Raw genomic sequence first — 15,981 nt, 5'->3', positions numbered from 1 at the left:
GGCTCCAGCCGGAACCGCGCTCCATCACCGGCTCCGTTTAATGGGACCAGGCCGGTTGGCTGTCTTCTCCCGCGTTGCTGTGCAGAATGGCCATGGTCTTGCCGTCCAGGCTGACCTCGGCCAGCACCTTGCGCCCGCCGCGCTGAGTGCCGTAGAGGATCATCTGGCCGTTGCCGGCGAAGCTCGGATGATCGCAATTGCCCTGGGCATCCAGCACGCGCACGCCGCTGCCGTCCGGGTTCATCACCGCGAGGGCATAGACGCCGTTGGTGCGATGAATGAAAGCAATCGCGTTGCCCGCGGGCGAATAGACCGGGCTGGCATTGTAGCTGCCGTCGTAGCTCAGACGATGCGCCGCACCGCCGCTCGCGTTCATCGCGTAGATTTGCGGGCCACCGGCACGATCAGAGACGAAAATGATCCGACTGCCGTCCGGCGACCAGGTGGGAGAGGTGTTGATGGCGTCATCATGGGTCAATTGCCGGCGCTGCCCGGTCTGCAGGTTCGCCACGTAAAGCTCGGTGTGGCCACCGGAGGAGCGGGCATAGGCCAGTTCCGTCCCGTTGGGCGAGAAGGCCGGAGCACTGACGATCTCGCCACCGGGGGCGATGGACTGACGCTGTCCGGTAGCCAGATCCTGGACATAGATCACGGCGCGGGCGTTGGCGTAGGTGACATAGGCCAGACGCCGGTTATCCGGCGACCAGACGGGGGAGAATACCGGCATGCGGCCGCGCACGATGGGGTGCGGATTCCAGCCGTCGGATTCTGCCACCAGCAGTTCGTAGTTTGCACCCGTCTGCCGGACATAGGCGATCCGACTGGCGAAGGGGCCGGGTTTGCCGGTGAACGCCTGGTAGATGACATCCGCGACGTGATGCGCGGTCATATGCAACTCGGCGGCCGAACAGGTGAAACGGTGGGCGGTGAGTTCTTGCCCCGTGCTGACATTGTAGACGTAGACGTTGACCGCGTAGCCGCCGTTCCGCGGTTCCACGGAACCCACGGCCAGGCCGGTGGCCCCTACCGCTGTCCAGTCCGCGGCCTTCACGCCGCCGGGGGCGCGGGGGTCGGCGGGGTAGCCCGCAGGGTCGATGACCCGGAACAACCCACTGTGGCGCAGGTCATTACGGACCACCTCGGCAACGGATGGCTGCCCGGCTATGCCGGGACCAAAGGAAGGAATGGCGATAGGCAGTGCCGAGGCCACATTCTTGGTGATCTCCACCGTGAGCGCCGCCTGGGCGGGAAGAACGAAGGCCCATGCCAGCAGAAAAATGGCCAGGGTCCAAAAGCGTTTAGCCATGATTGAGATCCTCCGCATTCATTTTAAGGTTTATCGGCTGATTAAAGGTGCTGTAAGCCAGCCCGATGGGTGGTACGAATGGCGCTGCTGCTTCCACTGCTGCGATTACAGACCGGTCGAAGCCGGGATTACCGCTGGAACGCACTACGACCGGGGCACCCAGGAGTTGACCCTGAGGTCCGAGATGGATTTGTAATACGCAGGACAAGGCGGGAGAAAAATTAGTACTCCACTTCTCTGATACCCGCGTTTTGATCGTGTTGATCAACATCCCGAGCATACGCTGATTTTCCGCCGCCTGCTGGGCGCGGGCCGCGGCCATGTTGGCCTCGGCCCGCAGCTTGGCCCCGGCCTCCATCTGCTGCTGCAGCGCCTTGGCCCGCGCGGCTTCCGCGGCCTTTGCCTGCTGCCGGGCGAGTTGCCGCTTCAGCTCCGCCGCGCGCTGTGCAGCGGCCGCTTTTTGCGCCGCCTGTTTTTCGGCGGCGGCCTTTTCGGCGGCGGCTTTCTGCGCAGCAGCTTTTTGTGCAGCCGCCTTTTCCGCGGCGGCTTTTTCGGCCGCCCGTTGCGCGGCCAGTTTCTCAGCCTGCTTTTCGGCGGCGTGTTTTTCGGCGGTGATCTGTGCGGCCTTCTGCTCTGCGGCCTTTTGTTGCGCCGCTTTTTCCGCGGCAATCTGCGCGGCGCTGGGCTGCGGCGGAGCGGCTGGCTTGGGTTTCGGCACCGGTGCCGGCTTTGGCACTGGGGCGGGCGCCGGCTGCGGTACCGGCGCGGGTTTGGGCACGGGCTGAGGTACCGGCGCCGCCGGCATGCCGCCGCTCAGTTGCGCCTGCATGGGGGTACCCCCGGCCTCGGGCACATTGATGTGATAGCTCCAGAACAGAGCCAGCAGTATCGCGCCGTTGAGCACGATAGCCAGCACCAGCGGCCAGGCTGACTTGCGTTTTTTCAATGTCCCTCCGGGCGGGTCAGCAGACCGACATGGGAAATGCCCGCCTCCTGCAAACGCGCCATGACCGCCATGACCTTGCCGTAATCGACATGGGCGTCACCGCCCACCAGCACCTGCACCTGATCGTGGCTGGCGGCGGCGATATGCCCCACCGCCGTCGCGAGGTCATCCAGGGCGACAGCGCTGTGGTGCCCCTTGTACTGCACCGAGATGGCGCCCTGCCGCGTCACCGAAATCAGCACCGGCGGGATTTTGTCTGATACCGGCTTGGTCACGCCCTTGGGCAGATTGACGTTGACGCCCTGGGTCAGCAATGGCGCCGAGAGCATGAAAATCACCAGCAGCACGAGAGACACGTCGATGTAGGGGACGACGTTCATCTCCGCCATGAGACGCCGTCGCTTCATGGTTTCGTCTCGGGCACCTGCCGGTGCAGGATGTTGGTGAACTCGTCCATGAAGACTTCGTATTGCGCGTCGAGCTTGTCCAGTTGGTGGATATAGCGGTTATAGGCTGCGGTCGCCGGGATCGCGGCGAACAGACCCGCCGCGGTGGCGATGAGGGCTTCGGCGACGGGAGGCGCCACCGTCGCCAGGGTGGCCTGTCCCGCCATGCCGATATTCATGAAGGCGGTCATGATGCCCCAGACGGTACCGAAAAGGCCGATAAAAGGGCTTACGGAAGATACGGAGGCAAGAAAGGCGAGATTGTTTTCCAGGCGCCCGACCTCGCGCATCTGAGCCACCCGCATGGCGCGCCGCGCTGCATCGAGGGCATCGCTGGGACGAATCTTGTTGCGCTGACGCTGGAATTCTTCATAACCGGCGCAGAAGATGCTGCCGGCCCCGGTTTCCAGGTTGGCGTTACCGGAAACGTGCTGGTAAATCTGGCTCATCTCGCCACCGCTCCAGAAGCGCTTCTCGAATCGCTCCAGGGCACGCTGGGCGGCGGCAAAAATGGCCCACTTCTGGAAGATGATGGTCCACGAGATGACGGACGCGATCATCAGTATGGCGAGGATGCCCTGCACGACCCAACTGGCGTTCATGACCAGATGACCCAGGGAGAGGGACTGCGCGGTGTTGGCGATGCTATGCGGATCCATAAATTCTCACGGCTGAACAGAAAGCGGGATGGCCTGCAACAAGGCTGCAGGGATGACGTGGGGACGAAAACCGGCGGCATCCAGGCAGACCACTTCCACCTCTCCGCTACAGAGCGTTCTGTCCCCCACCGAAACGATTTGCTGAAAGCCCATGCGCACGGGGCTCTTGCTCACGATCCGGGTTTCCACGAGGAGCAGGTCGTTGAAGCGGGCCGGCGCGCGGAAATCCAGCCGGGCGCGGCGCACCACGAAAATGATCCCGGCATCCTGCTCCAGCACATCCAGTTCATAACCCCGTTCGCGCAGCATCTCGGTACGTGCGCGCTCCATGAAACGTAAATAGTTGGCATGATACACCACCCCGCCATGATCCGTATCTTCATAATAAACGCGGATCTGGAAGCGGCTGACGGAGGCATCAACAGGCATCGGACGCTCCCCCCGGCTCCCTGGGCGCAGGCAGGCCGAGGGCCAGATAGCTGAGCTCGGTGGCGCAGCGCCCGCGCGGCGTGCGGATCAGATAACCGCGCTGGATCAGGAAGGGCTCCAGCACATCTTCGATGGTGCCGCGCTCCTCGCCGATGGCGGCCGCCAGACTCTCCACCCCCACCGGTCCGCCGGCGAAACGGGAGATGACGGCCTGGAGCAACTTGCGATCCTGGCCATCGAAGCCATGCCGGTCCACCTCCATGAGGGTCAGGGCCGCCTGTGCCGTCGCCATGTCAATTTCGCCGTTACCCCGTACCTGGGCGTAGTCCCGCACCCGACGCAGCAGGCGGTTGGCGATGCGCGGCGTGCCGCGCGCGCGTCGGGCGATTTCCTGCGCGCCTTCCAAAGCCTGGGGGGTGCCGAGAATCCGGGCGGAGCGGGTGACGATCTGGGTCAGCTCGGCGTCGCTGTAGAACTCCAGGTGAAAACTGATGCCGAAGCGGTCGCGCAGCGGCGAGGTCAGCAGGCCGGCGCGGGTGGTGGCGCCGATCAGGGTGAAGGGCGGCAGGCTGATTTTGATGGAGCGCGCCGCCGGCCCTTCGCCGATGAGGATGTCCAGCTCGTAGTCCTCCAGCGCGGGGTAGAGAATTTCTTCCACCACCGGGCTGAGACGGTGAATCTCGTCGACGAAGAGTACGTCGTGGGGTTGCAGGTTGGTGAGGATGGCGGCCAGGTCGCCGGGCTTGTCGAGCACCGGGCCGGAAGTGACCTTGAGGCCCGCGCCCATCTCCTGAGCGATGATGTGGGCCAGGGTGGTTTTGCCGAGTCCGGGCGGCCCGAAGAGCAGCACATGATCCAGCGCCTCGCTGCGTCCCCTGGCGGCATCGATATACAGGCCCAGCGACTCCCGCAGTTTGGCCTGCCCGAGGTACTCCGCCAGCCGGCGCGGACGCAGGGCATGGTCTACTGCATCATTGTGGGCTTCCTGGGGGTTGAGAGGGCCTCTATCCATCATCCTGCTCTGACCGTCCGTGCAGCGGCGGGTTCCAAAAAATCAGTGACGTGACAAATTCTGCAGCGACTGACGGATGAGGTCTTCCAGACCCAGTCCGTCCGCCAGACCGGCTATCGCCTGGCTCGCCTGCGCAGGCTTATAACCTAAAGTCAGCAGCGCTGCAATGGCTTCCTGACGGGGATCACCGGCACCGCCGCGCCCCATCGGCCCCGGCGCGATGCCGCCCATCTTGTCGCGCAGTTCCACCACCAGCCGCTCGGCGGTTTTCGGGCCGATTCCAGGGATGGCGGTGAGCTGCGCCGTGTTGCCCTCGGCCACGGCCTGACTGAGCCGCTCGGCGGGCAAACCGGACAGACACGCCAGCGCCACCTTGCCGCCGATGCCGTTCACCCGGATCAGCAGCCGAAACATGTCGCGTTCCGCCACGGTCATGAAACCATAGAGCAGATGCGCGTCTTCGCGGATCGTGAGGTGGGTGTGGACGGTCAGCGCCGCGCCTTCGGCGGGCATCTGGTAAAAACCGGACAGGGGCATCTCCAGTTCATAGCCGACGCCCTGCACATCGAGCCAGAGCCAGGGCGGACGCCGCTGCAGGATGGTGCCGGTAAGGGAGGTGATCATGACGGAGGGCCCTCTGGTCGTAACGGGTTCAGCGGCTGACCGCAGGCTGCCAGCGCTGCCGGGTGCGGCCATGGTGGGCATGACAAATGGCGCAGGCCAGCGCATCCGCCGCGTCCGCCTGCGGGTTTTCGCTGAGTTTGAGGAGCCAGCGGACCATGCTCTGCACCTGTTCCTTGGCTGCGTGGCCACCGCCGACGGCGGCTTTTTTGATCTGCAGCGCCGTGTATTCCTCTACGGGCAACCCGGCTTCCAACAAGGCGACGAGGGCGGCGCCGCGCGCCTGCCCCAGCTTGAGGGCGGAATCCGCATTGCGCGCCATGAACACCTGTTCGATGGCGGCTTCCTCGGGATGATACGTGCCGATGATCTGTTTCAGTTCACGGTAGATGGCGCCGATGCGCTCCAGAAACGGCTGTCCGGACACATTCAGGCAGCCGTGGGCCACATGCCGGAGTTCTCCGGCCGCGTCGGACTCGATAATGCCGTAGCCGGTGCGCAAAGAACCCGGGTCGATACCGATGATCCGCACCGCAGCCTGGGGCAGGAAGGCAGGCGTTGCCCCTCCGTTCAGCGCCACGGCCGCCACGCTCGCCGGGAATTCCGCCGCAGGTTCAGGATGTCGCTTCCAGGCGGGCCATTTCTTCGTCACTGATGTCGTAGTTGGCATAGACGTTCTGCACGTCATCGTTTTCTTCGAGGAAATCGATGAGCCGCAGCAGTTTTTCCGCCTCCTCACCGCTGACCTCGATCGTATTCTCCGGGATCATCGTCATTTCACTTTCTTCCGGCTTGAGCCCCGCCGCTTCCAGGGCCAGAACCACGCTGTGCAGATCCGATGGAGCCGTATAAACGGCGATCCGCTCGCCTTCGTTGACGACATCTTCCGCACCCGCTTCCAGGGCCGCTTCGAGAATCCGGTCTTCATCGGCATCCGCCGGGAAAACAATCAGACCAAGCTTTTTGAACTGATAGGCCACCGAGCCTGCGGTACCCATATTGCCGCCGCGCTTGGAAAATATGTGGCGCACTTCGGCGACGGTCCGCACCTTGTTGTCGGTCATGGTCTCGATCAGGATCGCGACACCGCCGGGGCCATAGCCCTCATAGGTGACTTCTTCATAGTCCACGCCTTCCAGTTCGCCGGTGCCGCGCTTGATCGCCCGCTCGATGGTGTCTTTGGTCATGTTGGCCCCGTAGGCCTTGTCCAGGGCAAGACGCAAGCGGGAGTTGCTGGCCGGATCACCGCCGCCCGCCCGCGCCGCCACCGTGATTTCGCGGATGAGGCGGGTGAAAATCTTGCCACGCTTGGCGTCCTTCAGCGCCTTCTTGAACTTGATGGTGGACCACTTACTATGCCCGGACATGACGCACTCCCTGTTCTATCACTGGACTATTCTGCCAAAAGTAAATATCGCTCATGGTACCGCAAAGGCGGGGATGCCGTCATGCGAGCGTGGCGATGGCGCTCATGGTGGCGCCGAGCACCTCATCGGCGTGAGCATCCGGATGAAAATGCAGAGGCACCCCATAACGCAGCAAAGGCCGCTGGCGGTGTACCCAGGTGCTGAAGTCCGAGCGGCCTTGTCGCGCGCCACTGATATGGGCGGGCACCACCGGCGCGGCGCTTTCCCGCACCAGCCAGGCAAGGCCTTTCTGGGTTTCCTCGCGGTTGATCCCGCCCTCGGGAAATATGCCCAGCACCCGTCCGTCTTCCAGCATCCGTCGCGCCTGCAGGAGGGCGGCCACGTCACGACGGTCGCGGCGTACGGGGATGCTGTAGGTCTGCTCCAGTAGGCGGCGCACCCAGGCCTTGTCGTAATATTCCTGCGCGACCAGAAAGGAAATGATCCGCTGATTGCTGGCCACCAGGAATAAAGGGTCGAGCACGGAAACATGGTTGCAGGCGAGGATGGCCGGTCCGGTCTCGGGAACGCTGCTGCGCTCCCAGCGGCCTCCCTGATAAAAGCGGGTGTAGCCATAAAGCAGGGCATGTAGGCCACGCTGGGTAAAGGACCATTCCGTTGCCTGGTCGGCCACCGCAGACGGTTGCCCCATGGGGTTCGTCAGGAAACCGCCAGCATGCGCTCCAGCGCCAGCCGGGCTTGCGCTGCGGTCTCCGGGTCCACCTGGATGCGGTTGACCACCTGGCCCGCGAGGAGACTCTCCAGCGAGCACGCCAGTTGTTCCGGGTCGATGCGGAACATGGTGGAGCACATGCAGACCATGGGCGACATGAACTCCACGGTCTTGTCTTCGGCGCGCACCTCGCTGGCCAGGCGGGTGACCAGATTGATTTCCGTGCCCACCAGCCACGCACTGCCGGGTGGCGAGGCCTTGACCGTGCGCAGGATGAAATCCGTGGAACCGACGGCATCGGACATCTGGCAGACTTCAAAAGACGCCTCCGGATGGGCGATCACCTGCCCCTGGGGATGCTCGCGGCGCCAGCGTTCGATGTGGGCCGGCTGAAACATCTGGTGGACCGAGCAATGCCCCTTCCAGAGCAGGATTCTGGCACGACGGATTTCTTCCGGCGTGAGGCCGCCCAGCGGCAGGCTGGGGTCCCAGACCGGCATGTCGCGCAGGGGAATGCCCAGTTGGTACCCGGTCCAGCGTCCCAGATGCTGATCCGGGAAAAACAGGGCCTTGGGGCGTTGCCCGAAGGCCCAGTCGAGCACCTTGCGGGCATTGGAGGAGGTGCAGACGGTACCGCCGTGGACACCGCAGAAGGCCTTGAGCGCGGCCGAAGAGTTCACGTAAGTGACCGGTGTCACCTCCTGCTCCACATCGATCACCGTCGCCAGCTCCTCCCAGGCACGCTGCACCTGGGGCATGTCGGCCATATCGGCCATGGAGCAGCCAGCATTGAGGTCCGGCAGGATGCTCGCCTGTTCCGGGCGGCTGAGGATATCGGCCACTTCGGCCATGAAATGAACGCCGCAGAAGACGATGAACTCGGCCTCCTGCTCGGCGGCAGCACGGGAGAGTTGCAAGGAGTCGCCATGAAAGTCGGCGTGGCGATAGACTTCTTCGCGCTGATAGTGGTGGCCGAGAATGACCGCACGCTTGCCCAGCGCAGCCTTGGCCCGCCGGATTCGCGCATCCAATTCCGCCGCGTCACTGCTCCGCAGCCCCTGAATCCTCACCGTTTCCACACCCATAACCGACCCTCTCAGGCGCCATTGCGCGTGCAAAAATATCCGTTCACGTTACGAAGCCGTCCGCCAGCCGTCAAGCGCCCGCCTTTCAGGGATTGGGAACGCCACCCCCGACACCGGGGCGCAGGCGGATGCCGAGTTCCTGAAGCTGCTTGTCGGCGACCGTACCGGGGGCTTCGGTGAGCAGGCAACCGGCCTTTTGCGTCTTGGGAAAGGCGATCACGTCACGAATGGTCTCGGCGCCGCACAGGAGCATCACCAGTCGATCCAGCCCGAAAGCCAGACCACCGTGGGGTGGCGCCCCATAATGCAGGGCATCGAGCAGGAAGCCGAATTTGTCCCGGGCTTCTTCCGCCCCGATACCGAGGGCGGCGAAGACCTTTTCCTGTACCGCCTCCTGATGGATGCGGATGCTGCCGCCGCCGATCTCGTTGCCATTGAGCACCAGATCGTAGGCCCGCGCCAAGGCATTGCCGGGATCCTGACCGAGGGTTTCCAGGTGTTCCGTCTGCGGCGCGGTAAAAGGATGATGGGTGGAAGTCCAGCGATCCTCCTTGTCGTCATAGTCGAACATGGGGAAGTCGGTGATCCAGACCGGGCACCATTCGCCCTCCAGCAAACCCAGATCAGCGGCGACACGGTTACGCAGGTTGCCGAGAGCCTCGTTGACGATTTTGGCGGTATCCGCGCCGAAAAAGAGGATGTCGCCCGCCGCTGCGCCGCTGCGCCGGAGGATTTCGCTCAGGACCATTTCCGGCAGGAACTTGACGATGGGGGATTGCAGGCCTTCGTTACCCTGATCCAGGGCATTCACCTTGATCCAGGCCAGGCCCCTGGCCCCGTAGATGGCGGTGAACTGGGTATAGGCATCGATCTGCGCCCGGCTGAGCTGGGCGCCACCGGGCACCCGCAGGCAGGCCACCCGCCCATGCGGACGTTCGGCGGCTTCGCGGAACACTTTGAAGTCCACCGCGCGCATGAGATCGGTGAGCTCTGTCAGTTCCAGCGGATTGCGTAGATCGGGGCGATCGACGCCGAAGCGGTGCATGGCGTCCCGGTAGGTCATCCGCGGGAAGGGATCGGGCAACTGCACGCCCAACACCTCGGCAAACAGCCCGCGAATCATGGGCTCGGCAGTCCCCATGACGGCCTCTTCATCGACAAACGAGGCCTCGATATCGATCTGGGTGAATTCCGGCTGACGATCGGCTCGCAAGTCTTCGTCGCGGAAGCACTTGGTGATCTGGTAATAGCGGTCCAGTCCCGCCACCATCAGAAGCTGCTTGAAGAGCTGCGGGCTCTGGGGCAGCGCGAAAAAGTGTCCCGGCTGGGTGCGCGACGGCACCAGATAGTCACGGGCGCCTTCGGGGGTGGAGCGGGTAAGGACGGGGGTTTCCACGTCGATAAAGCCGGCATTGTCCAGATAGCCGCGCACGAAGCGGGTGACCTGATGGCGCAGGCGCAGACGATGGAGCATTTCCGGACGGCGCAGGTCGAGATAGCGGTACTTGAGCCGGAGGTTCTCGGCGATGTCTTCCTCATCCAGGGGGAAGGGGACCGGCTCGGATCGGTTGAGAATACGGATGCGCGCTGCGGCCAGCTCGACCTTGCCACTGGGCATGTGGGGATTCTCGGTACCCGCGGGACGGGCACGGAGAACACCCTCGACCTGCAGCACAAACTCGCTGCGGCATTCGTTGGCGGCCGCGAAGGCGTCGACCTGGTCCGGATCGGCGACGATCTGCACCAGACCTTCGCGGTCCCGCAGGTCTATGAAAATGACGCCACCGTGGTCGCGACGCCGTTGCGCCCAGCCGCAGAGGGTGACCGTCTGGCCGATCAGGCCTTCGTGAATGCCGTTACAATAGTGTGTCCGCATGCTGCGTCCCGTATGAGTCAACAAGAAAAGGGCCACCCGACCGGGAGGCCCGCGCACAATCTAGCCTTGCGGCGCGCGCCGCGTCAATGACAGGCACAACCCCCGGCGGGACAGGAAGGCACAGCGGCTGCTTCCGGCTTGCTCTCGCCGGCCTTGCTGCCACCCTTGAAATCGGTCTGGTACCAGCCGGAGCCCTTCAGGGCGAAGCCCCCTGCGCTCAGTTGCCGCTCCAGCCCCGGCTTTCCGCAATGAGGGCAGTCGGTCAGGCGGGGATCACTCATGCGCTGCTCGACGCTCAAGTGGTGCCCGCAATCCTTGCATACATACTCGTAAGTTGGCATTGTATCGACTCCGTATTGGGTTGTTGCTTTAAAAGATGCCTATTAAATACGACCTCACGCCGCAATTTTCAAGGGCCTTGTGCCAGCACAGGCGACACGGGAGCGATGCAGATGCCTGTGGCCGCTGAACTGCACAGCGCATTGCAAACGCTCATCGCCCTGCTCGCGATCCTCAATCCCGTCGGCGCCATCCCCATTTTCATTGCCCTGACCAGCGACGAAGACCCACAACAACGACTCGCCACGGCGAAGCTGGCATCGCGCGCCGTCGCCGTGGTGCTGCTCACGTCGGCGTTCCTGGGGGAATATATCCTGCAATTCTTCGGGATCAGCATCGCCGCCTTTCAGGTGGCGGGCGGCATGGTACTCATGCTGCTGGCCTTCAATATGTTGCAGGCCAAGTCCAGTCGCTATCGCCACACCCCGGAGGAAGCCGCCGAGGGCATGCAGAAAGAGGCCGTCGCCGTAGTCCCTCTCGCCATCCCGCTGCTCGCGGGTCCCGGCACCATGGTCACCGTAATCATTGCCCATCACAAAAATGCGTCGTGGCTGGCCAGCGGCCTGCTGATCATCGACATCCTGGTAATCGCCGGAGTGGCCTATGCGGCCCTGCGCCTGGCGGAGCCCCTGTCTCGCCGGCTGGGGGTGACGGGCATCAACATCTCTACCCGTATCTTCGGGCTGGTGCTCGCCGCCATTGCGGTGACCTTCATCGCCAACGGTCTGGCCGCCTTGTTTCCGGGTCTGGTACACATCCGCATGTCCTGAGCGGCGCCCTATAGTCGCTGATCAGCCCATAGATTAATTATATTTGCCAGCGCTGAACAATAGGTTATTTTGATTGATATAAAGAAAGTGGCAAGGTGGGGTTTCCCCCTATGCCTGTTACAAGATGGAGGAGCGTATGGAGACCATCGTTTGGGGTTTCATGTTCGGGGCGATTCTGCAATATGCGCGCCTGAACCGATTTAACACCATAGCGGGCATGGCGGTGCTGCAAAATCTCGCCGTCGCCAAAACCATGGCCTTCACTGTCGGCCTGGGGATGCTTTTGTTGCAGTCCGAGATCCTCCTGGGATGGGCGGACTACCACGTCAAGCCCCTGATCCTCGTCGGCGTGGTCGTGGGCGGACTGCTCTTCGGCGTGGGCATGGCCGTGCTCGGCTATTGTCCGGGCACCGTCGCCATATCCCTGGGCCAGGGCAATCTCGATGCCCTGGTCGGCATCATCGGCGGTTTGTGCGGCGCCCTGGTTTTTGCCGTGGTCTACCCCTCCCTAAATCCCCTTCTCGGCCCGAACCTGGGCGCCCTGTCTGTCCGCAGCCTGTTGCCCGATGACATCCTGTTCTGGAGCGTCACCAGTGCCGTGGCGATCCTGTTCATGGGAATCGCCTTGTATTTACAGAAATTGCAGCATCATGACTGGCGCTGGCTGCACGCCGCCGTGGGTCTGGCGTTGCTCAACTGCGTACTCACCCTGCCCTTTGTCGCCGGTCACCCCATGGGCGCATCCACGGCCTTTCCTTATGCGGCCATGACCATTACCGAACTGGGCGCGGAATCCTACCAGGCCGCCATCGCGGCGCCAGGCGCATGGGAATTATGGTTTCTCACCGGGGCGTTTCTGGCCGGGCTGGTGTTTGCCCTGCTGCACCGCAGCTTTCGCATCTCCAGCGTGCCCGAGTTGTGGGTGCGGTATCACGGTCCCAAGCCGGCCAAACGTTTTTTCTGGGCGTTCGTCGGCGGCTTCCTGCTCCTCTTCGGGGCGCGCATGGCGGGCGGATGCACCTCTGGCCACGTGATTTCCGGGGGAATGCAACTGGCGATCAGCAGCCTGGTGTTCGCCGTGGTCGTATTCGCGGCATTCCTGACAACCGGTCATTATTTTTATCGGATACGCCAGGCAGTGCCTATCCCGCCCTCACCCCGGATCGTCGAGGTCAACGAGATGGAAGCCCGTTGAGCGATGATACGGCGAACCGTCTTCTTCCTGCGCGGTAGGAAACGGGTTTCCGAAGAACGGAAACGCCGGCGGACGGGGGGTGATGATTTCGCCCTCCGGTTATTCGCACTCTGCGGCGTGGCGATGTTTACCTCCATAGGACCGGCCGGCGCCGACGCGGGCCTGAAGGCCGACAGCACCCAGCGACCGGGCGGCGGACCCGCGCCCAGCGTCGCGGGGAATGCAGGAACGTCTGCGGCGGTACCGCCCGCCGTCGGCGCCGGCCAGGTGTCACCGCTATCCGGCGGGTTATGCATTTTTCCGGGATGCCCTGAAAACCCGCTGGCGGATTGGACCCGCGCGCCACAGAAGCAACGATTCCTCGCCAGAAAATCAGCGCCCCGGAAACCCGCTCACCGGCGGGCCAAACGTGCCCTCCGCATCCGTCTGAGGCCGGGGCACAGAGCCGTCGCCCTCCTGCGTCACCATCCCGGCAGGCCCCATCCCATAGCCGGTGTGAACCGCAACCCCTATATGTCCAGGCGGCCGCTGCACCTGGCCTTTCCGCGTTACGGCACCGGTGCCCTTGCCGTCCAGAGCGGCCTGGAACTTGCGCCCATTTCCAGGTACCGGTACTCCTGGCGGAACGGATCGTATCTGACACTGGGTGTGCATGGCCATTACGGCATCGTGCGGGGCTGGGATATCTTGTCCGGCGTAGACTATGTCAGCCACACGAAAGCCCTTTCGCCACAGGAGGTGGATGACTCTCGCGCGTATATCGGGGTGATGCACAAGTTCCAGTGACCTTTTCCCAACCGATGTTTTACCCATTTCCGGAGACTCTAAATTCATGTGGAAAAAACGGTTTCTTCTCTCTGCTCTTGCCTGCCTGGCCATGGATACGGCCAGCGCCGCGCCAGCCATCATCAGCACCTCTTTTGCCATGCCTGCGGATATTGCCGCCGTCAAAATCAGCCGGCAACTGACGGAGCGCCACTTCAAGATCGTGGACGATCTGAACGTGCTCCCCCGCATTCACAAGGGCAACCCCCAGCTTGCCGCCCGGATTCCTCCGGACATCCAGGCCGAGCGGCTGTTGGTCGTATGCCAGTCCAGCTCCATTGTCGGCTACCTGCGCACCGACCCCGCCGCCACGAGTCTCTGTCCGCTCACCCTGTCGCTGGTCCAGATAAACGGCAAAACCACCGCCTACTATCTCCAGCGTGGCGCATTGCTGACGGATAACACCGCGGCGCGGGCGGTTGGCCAGAAAACCGACGAATCCGTTCTGGACGCCCTTCATGCGGCGCAAAAACAGTAGACCGTATAGTTTGGCACACCAAAAGGAGAGAACCATGAGTAACGAGCAAAATCTGCTGAGCCGTCGCGACGCCATGAAACATGCATTGTGGGGTGCCGGAGCCCTGGCTGTGGGTGCCGTGGGTACCCAGACGAGCGCCGTGGCGGCCGGCCTGAGCGGGAATCCCGGCAACTTGTTGCCGACTGGCGCCAGGAGTCTGAAGGAACTCGGCGAACGCCTGGCCAAAACGCCGCGGCGGCGCGACTTCAAAACGGTTCCCATGATCCTCACCAAACCCGACGAATGGGATGATGCGGCGCTGAGGGAGATCATCCATTACGCCGGTGGCCCCAAACAGGTCTGGGATAATACCGATGTTTCCAGTCCGTGGCTGAACTTGATGCGCAACAGCATGAATGTGCAGGTCTGGTCGTTCAGGCATCCGGATTTCCTCTGTGTATCGGCCACCCATGGCAGCGCCCACTGGGCGCTGTACGACGATTTCATCTGGAACAAATATCTGGCGCAGATGACCGGCGGAAAATGGAAAGACAATGAATGGATCAAAGAACCGCCGGCGGCGGCGGCCGACCCCGCCAACTTTGAGAATCCCGAAGGAGTGTTCTCTCCGGGGGACAACAGTGTCACGGTATTGCAGCGTCGCGGTGCCGTTTTCCTGGGCTGTCACAACGGCATCTGGGAAATCACCGAAGGCGTACTCAAGAAGGGCATCAATCCCGATGGCCTCAGCCATGAACAGATGGCGGCCGAGTTTACCAACCATCTCATTCCCGGTGTCATCCTGACGCCGGGGGTGGTAGGTACGTTGCCGGAACTGCAGTTGGCCGGCTTTCAATACGCAAAATAGTAGATCAAGAGGAGCGATAGGATGACGAAAAGCAGCACACTACGGCTGGCCCCACTGCTGGCAGCCGCCTCCCTGATGGTTTTTGGTACCTGCGCCGTGGCGGCGGACAACGGCTGGGGTGCCCCGGGCGAGTTCCATGGCACGAAGAGTCAGGTATTTCCTCCCTGGCAAAATGGCGCCAACAATCCAGCGACCTCCAAAGGTCTGGATTTTACCATCCCAGAAGTCGACAACCTGCCGGATTTTCACGGTAGCATCGACAACCCGAAACTGAGCATCTTCGTGGGGGGTAACTACTTTTTTGCCATGGCACCGCTGGTGGCCGCGTTTGAGAAGGAGCACCCGGAGATCAAAGGCAGAATCTATTACGAGACCATTCCGCCGGGCTTGCTGATCCGGCAGATGGAGCATGGCAATACCATCACGGTGGGGAACATGACCTGGACGGTCAAGCCCGACGTATACGCCGCCGGGTTGCAGAAAGTGGACTATTACGTTCAGCACGGTCTGCTAAAGGGGCCGGCGGTGCCTTATGTCACCAACGACCTCACCATCATGGTTCCCAAGGGCAACCCGGCCCACATCAGCGGACTCCAGGATCTGGGCAAACCCGGAATGCGGCTGGTCATGCCCAATCCCGCATGGGAGGGCATCGCCCGGCAAATCAAGATGAGCCTCACGAAGGCGGGTGGACCGGCACTGGCCACCGCGGTGTATGACACCAAGGTAAAGAACGGCGAAACCATTCTGACGGAAATTCACCACCGCCAGAGTCCCATGTTCCTGATGCAGGGAAGGGCCGTTGCCGGAGTAACCTGGAAATCCGAAGCCATCTTCCAGGAAAAGATCGGCAATCCCATCGGCAACGTCGCGATTCCGGCCCAATTCAATACCAAGGCCATCTATGCGGCTGCTGCAGTCAAGGATGCGCCTCACCCCAAATGGGCAGAGGCGTGGGTAAACTTCCTCAAGTCGCCAACGGCCCTGCACATCTTCGAAGAGTATGGCTTTCAGCCGTATACCCAGGGGAAGTGATCCACGCGCGCATTAGGGGGGCATGGCCCCCCG

At 62.7% G+C, this 15,981-nt stretch carries 19 protein-coding genes; 6 read left to right on the top strand and 13 right to left on the bottom strand.

Annotation, left to right across the window (positions count from 1 at the left end):
- Positions 1–37: 37 nt before the first annotated feature.
- From tolB to AFE_RS00265, 13 genes are all read right to left on the bottom strand, one after another.
- The gene (gene tolB, locus AFE_RS00325; protein WP_012535770.1) at positions 38–1,306 is read right to left on the bottom strand and encodes a Tol-Pal system beta propeller repeat protein TolB; all 1,269 of its coding nucleotides are present in this window, start codon (positions 1,304–1,306) and stop codon (positions 38–40) included.
- The gene (tolA, locus tag AFE_RS00320; RefSeq protein ID WP_012535769.1) at positions 1,299–2,252 is read right to left on the bottom strand and encodes a cell envelope integrity protein TolA; all 954 of its coding nucleotides are present in this window, start codon (positions 2,250–2,252) and stop codon (positions 1,299–1,301) included. Before tolA ends, tolB begins: the two co-directional genes overlap by 8 nt.
- Positions 2,249–2,659: a protein TolR gene (tolR, locus tag AFE_RS00315; RefSeq protein ID WP_009567656.1), complete on the bottom strand. Its 411-nt coding sequence runs from the start codon at positions 2,657–2,659 to the stop codon at positions 2,249–2,251. The genes tolA and tolR overlap by 4 nt, the downstream gene beginning before the upstream one ends.
- On the bottom strand, positions 2,656–3,357 hold the full coding sequence (gene tolQ, locus AFE_RS00310) for a protein TolQ (RefSeq protein WP_012535768.1): 702 nt from the start codon (positions 3,355–3,357) through the stop codon (positions 2,656–2,658). The genes tolR and tolQ overlap by 4 nt, the downstream gene beginning before the upstream one ends.
- A gap of 6 nt (positions 3,358–3,363) precedes the next feature.
- On the bottom strand, positions 3,364–3,786 hold the full coding sequence (ybgC, locus tag AFE_RS00305) for a tol-pal system-associated acyl-CoA thioesterase (RefSeq protein ID WP_009560861.1): 423 nt from the start codon (positions 3,784–3,786) through the stop codon (positions 3,364–3,366).
- Positions 3,776–4,801: a Holliday junction branch migration DNA helicase RuvB gene (gene ruvB, locus AFE_RS00300; RefSeq protein WP_180830462.1), complete on the bottom strand. Its 1,026-nt coding sequence runs from the start codon at positions 4,799–4,801 to the stop codon at positions 3,776–3,778. Before ruvB ends, ybgC begins: the two co-directional genes overlap by 11 nt.
- Positions 4,802–4,840: 39 nt before the next feature.
- Positions 4,841–5,422: a Holliday junction branch migration protein RuvA gene (ruvA, locus tag AFE_RS00295; protein ID WP_009567692.1), complete on the bottom strand. Its 582-nt coding sequence runs from the start codon at positions 5,420–5,422 to the stop codon at positions 4,841–4,843.
- Positions 5,423–5,450: 28 nt separating this feature from the next.
- On the bottom strand, positions 5,451–5,951 hold the full coding sequence (gene ruvC, locus AFE_RS00290) for a crossover junction endodeoxyribonuclease RuvC (RefSeq protein WP_012606485.1): 501 nt from the start codon (positions 5,949–5,951) through the stop codon (positions 5,451–5,453).
- An 82-nt stretch (positions 5,952–6,033) separates the two neighbouring features.
- Entirely contained in the window at positions 6,034–6,786 is a 753-nt protein-coding gene (locus AFE_RS00285) for a YebC/PmpR family DNA-binding transcriptional regulator (RefSeq protein WP_009567690.1), read from the bottom strand.
- A 79-nt stretch (positions 6,787–6,865) separates the two neighbouring features.
- A complete protein-coding gene (locus AFE_RS00280) occupies positions 6,866–7,477 on the bottom strand; it encodes a lysophospholipid acyltransferase family protein (RefSeq protein WP_009567689.1) in 612 nt (203 codons plus the stop codon).
- Positions 7,478–7,485: 8 nt separating this feature from the next.
- Positions 7,486–8,583 carry a quinolinate synthase NadA gene (gene nadA, locus AFE_RS00275; RefSeq protein WP_012535766.1) on the bottom strand — a complete coding sequence of 366 codons (1,098 nt, stop codon included), beginning with the start codon at positions 8,581–8,583 and terminating at the stop codon, positions 7,486–7,488.
- Between the two features lie 85 nt (positions 8,584–8,668).
- Positions 8,669–10,459 (bottom strand): aspartate--tRNA ligase, encoded by a 1,791-nt coding sequence (gene aspS, locus AFE_RS00270; protein ID WP_012535765.1) that lies wholly within the window; start codon positions 10,457–10,459, stop codon positions 8,669–8,671.
- 83 nt (positions 10,460–10,542) lie between these two features.
- On the bottom strand, positions 10,543–10,800 hold the full coding sequence (locus AFE_RS00265) for an FmdB family zinc ribbon protein (protein WP_009565541.1): 258 nt from the start codon (positions 10,798–10,800) through the stop codon (positions 10,543–10,545).
- Between the two features lie 111 nt (positions 10,801–10,911).
- On the opposite strand from AFE_RS00265, the gene AFE_RS00260 reads away from it, so the two are divergent.
- The 6 genes from AFE_RS00260 to AFE_RS00235 all read left to right on the top strand — a co-directional run bounded on the left by AFE_RS00260 (position 10,912) and on the right by AFE_RS00235 (position 15,948).
- Positions 10,912–11,568 carry a MarC family protein gene (locus AFE_RS00260; protein WP_012535764.1) on the top strand — a complete coding sequence of 219 codons (657 nt, stop codon included), beginning with the start codon at positions 10,912–10,914 and terminating at the stop codon, positions 11,566–11,568.
- Positions 11,569–11,704: 136 nt separating this feature from the next.
- A complete protein-coding gene (locus AFE_RS00255) occupies positions 11,705–12,763 on the top strand; it encodes a YeeE/YedE thiosulfate transporter family protein (RefSeq protein WP_009565537.1) in 1,059 nt (352 codons plus the stop codon).
- Positions 12,764–12,766: 3 nt separating this feature from the next.
- Positions 12,767–13,549, top strand: coding sequence for a hypothetical protein (locus AFE_RS00250; protein WP_009565535.1), 783 nt, complete (start codon positions 12,767–12,769; stop codon positions 13,547–13,549).
- Between the two features lie 46 nt (positions 13,550–13,595).
- Positions 13,596–14,066 carry a hypothetical protein gene (locus AFE_RS00245; protein ID WP_009565533.1) on the top strand — a complete coding sequence of 157 codons (471 nt, stop codon included), beginning with the start codon at positions 13,596–13,598 and terminating at the stop codon, positions 14,064–14,066.
- A gap of 34 nt (positions 14,067–14,100) precedes the next feature.
- Positions 14,101–14,913, top strand: coding sequence for a thiosulfate dehydrogenase (gene tetH / locus AFE_RS00240; protein ID WP_009565532.1), 813 nt, complete (start codon positions 14,101–14,103; stop codon positions 14,911–14,913).
- 21 nt (positions 14,914–14,934) lie between these two features.
- Complete coding sequence (locus AFE_RS00235) at positions 14,935–15,948, top strand: substrate-binding domain-containing protein (protein WP_009565530.1); 1,014 nt, start codon at positions 14,935–14,937, stop codon at positions 15,946–15,948.
- The last annotated feature ends 33 nt before the right edge of the window (positions 15,949–15,981 follow it).

Origin of the sequence: Acidithiobacillus ferrooxidans ATCC 23270, from assembly GCF_000021485.1 — a bacterium.
Classification (GTDB): Bacteria; Pseudomonadota; Gammaproteobacteria; order Acidithiobacillales; family Acidithiobacillaceae; genus Acidithiobacillus; species Acidithiobacillus ferrooxidans.
The sequence above is the reverse complement of the archived record's forward strand: the minus strand, read 5'-3'. Positions and strand labels throughout refer to the sequence as shown.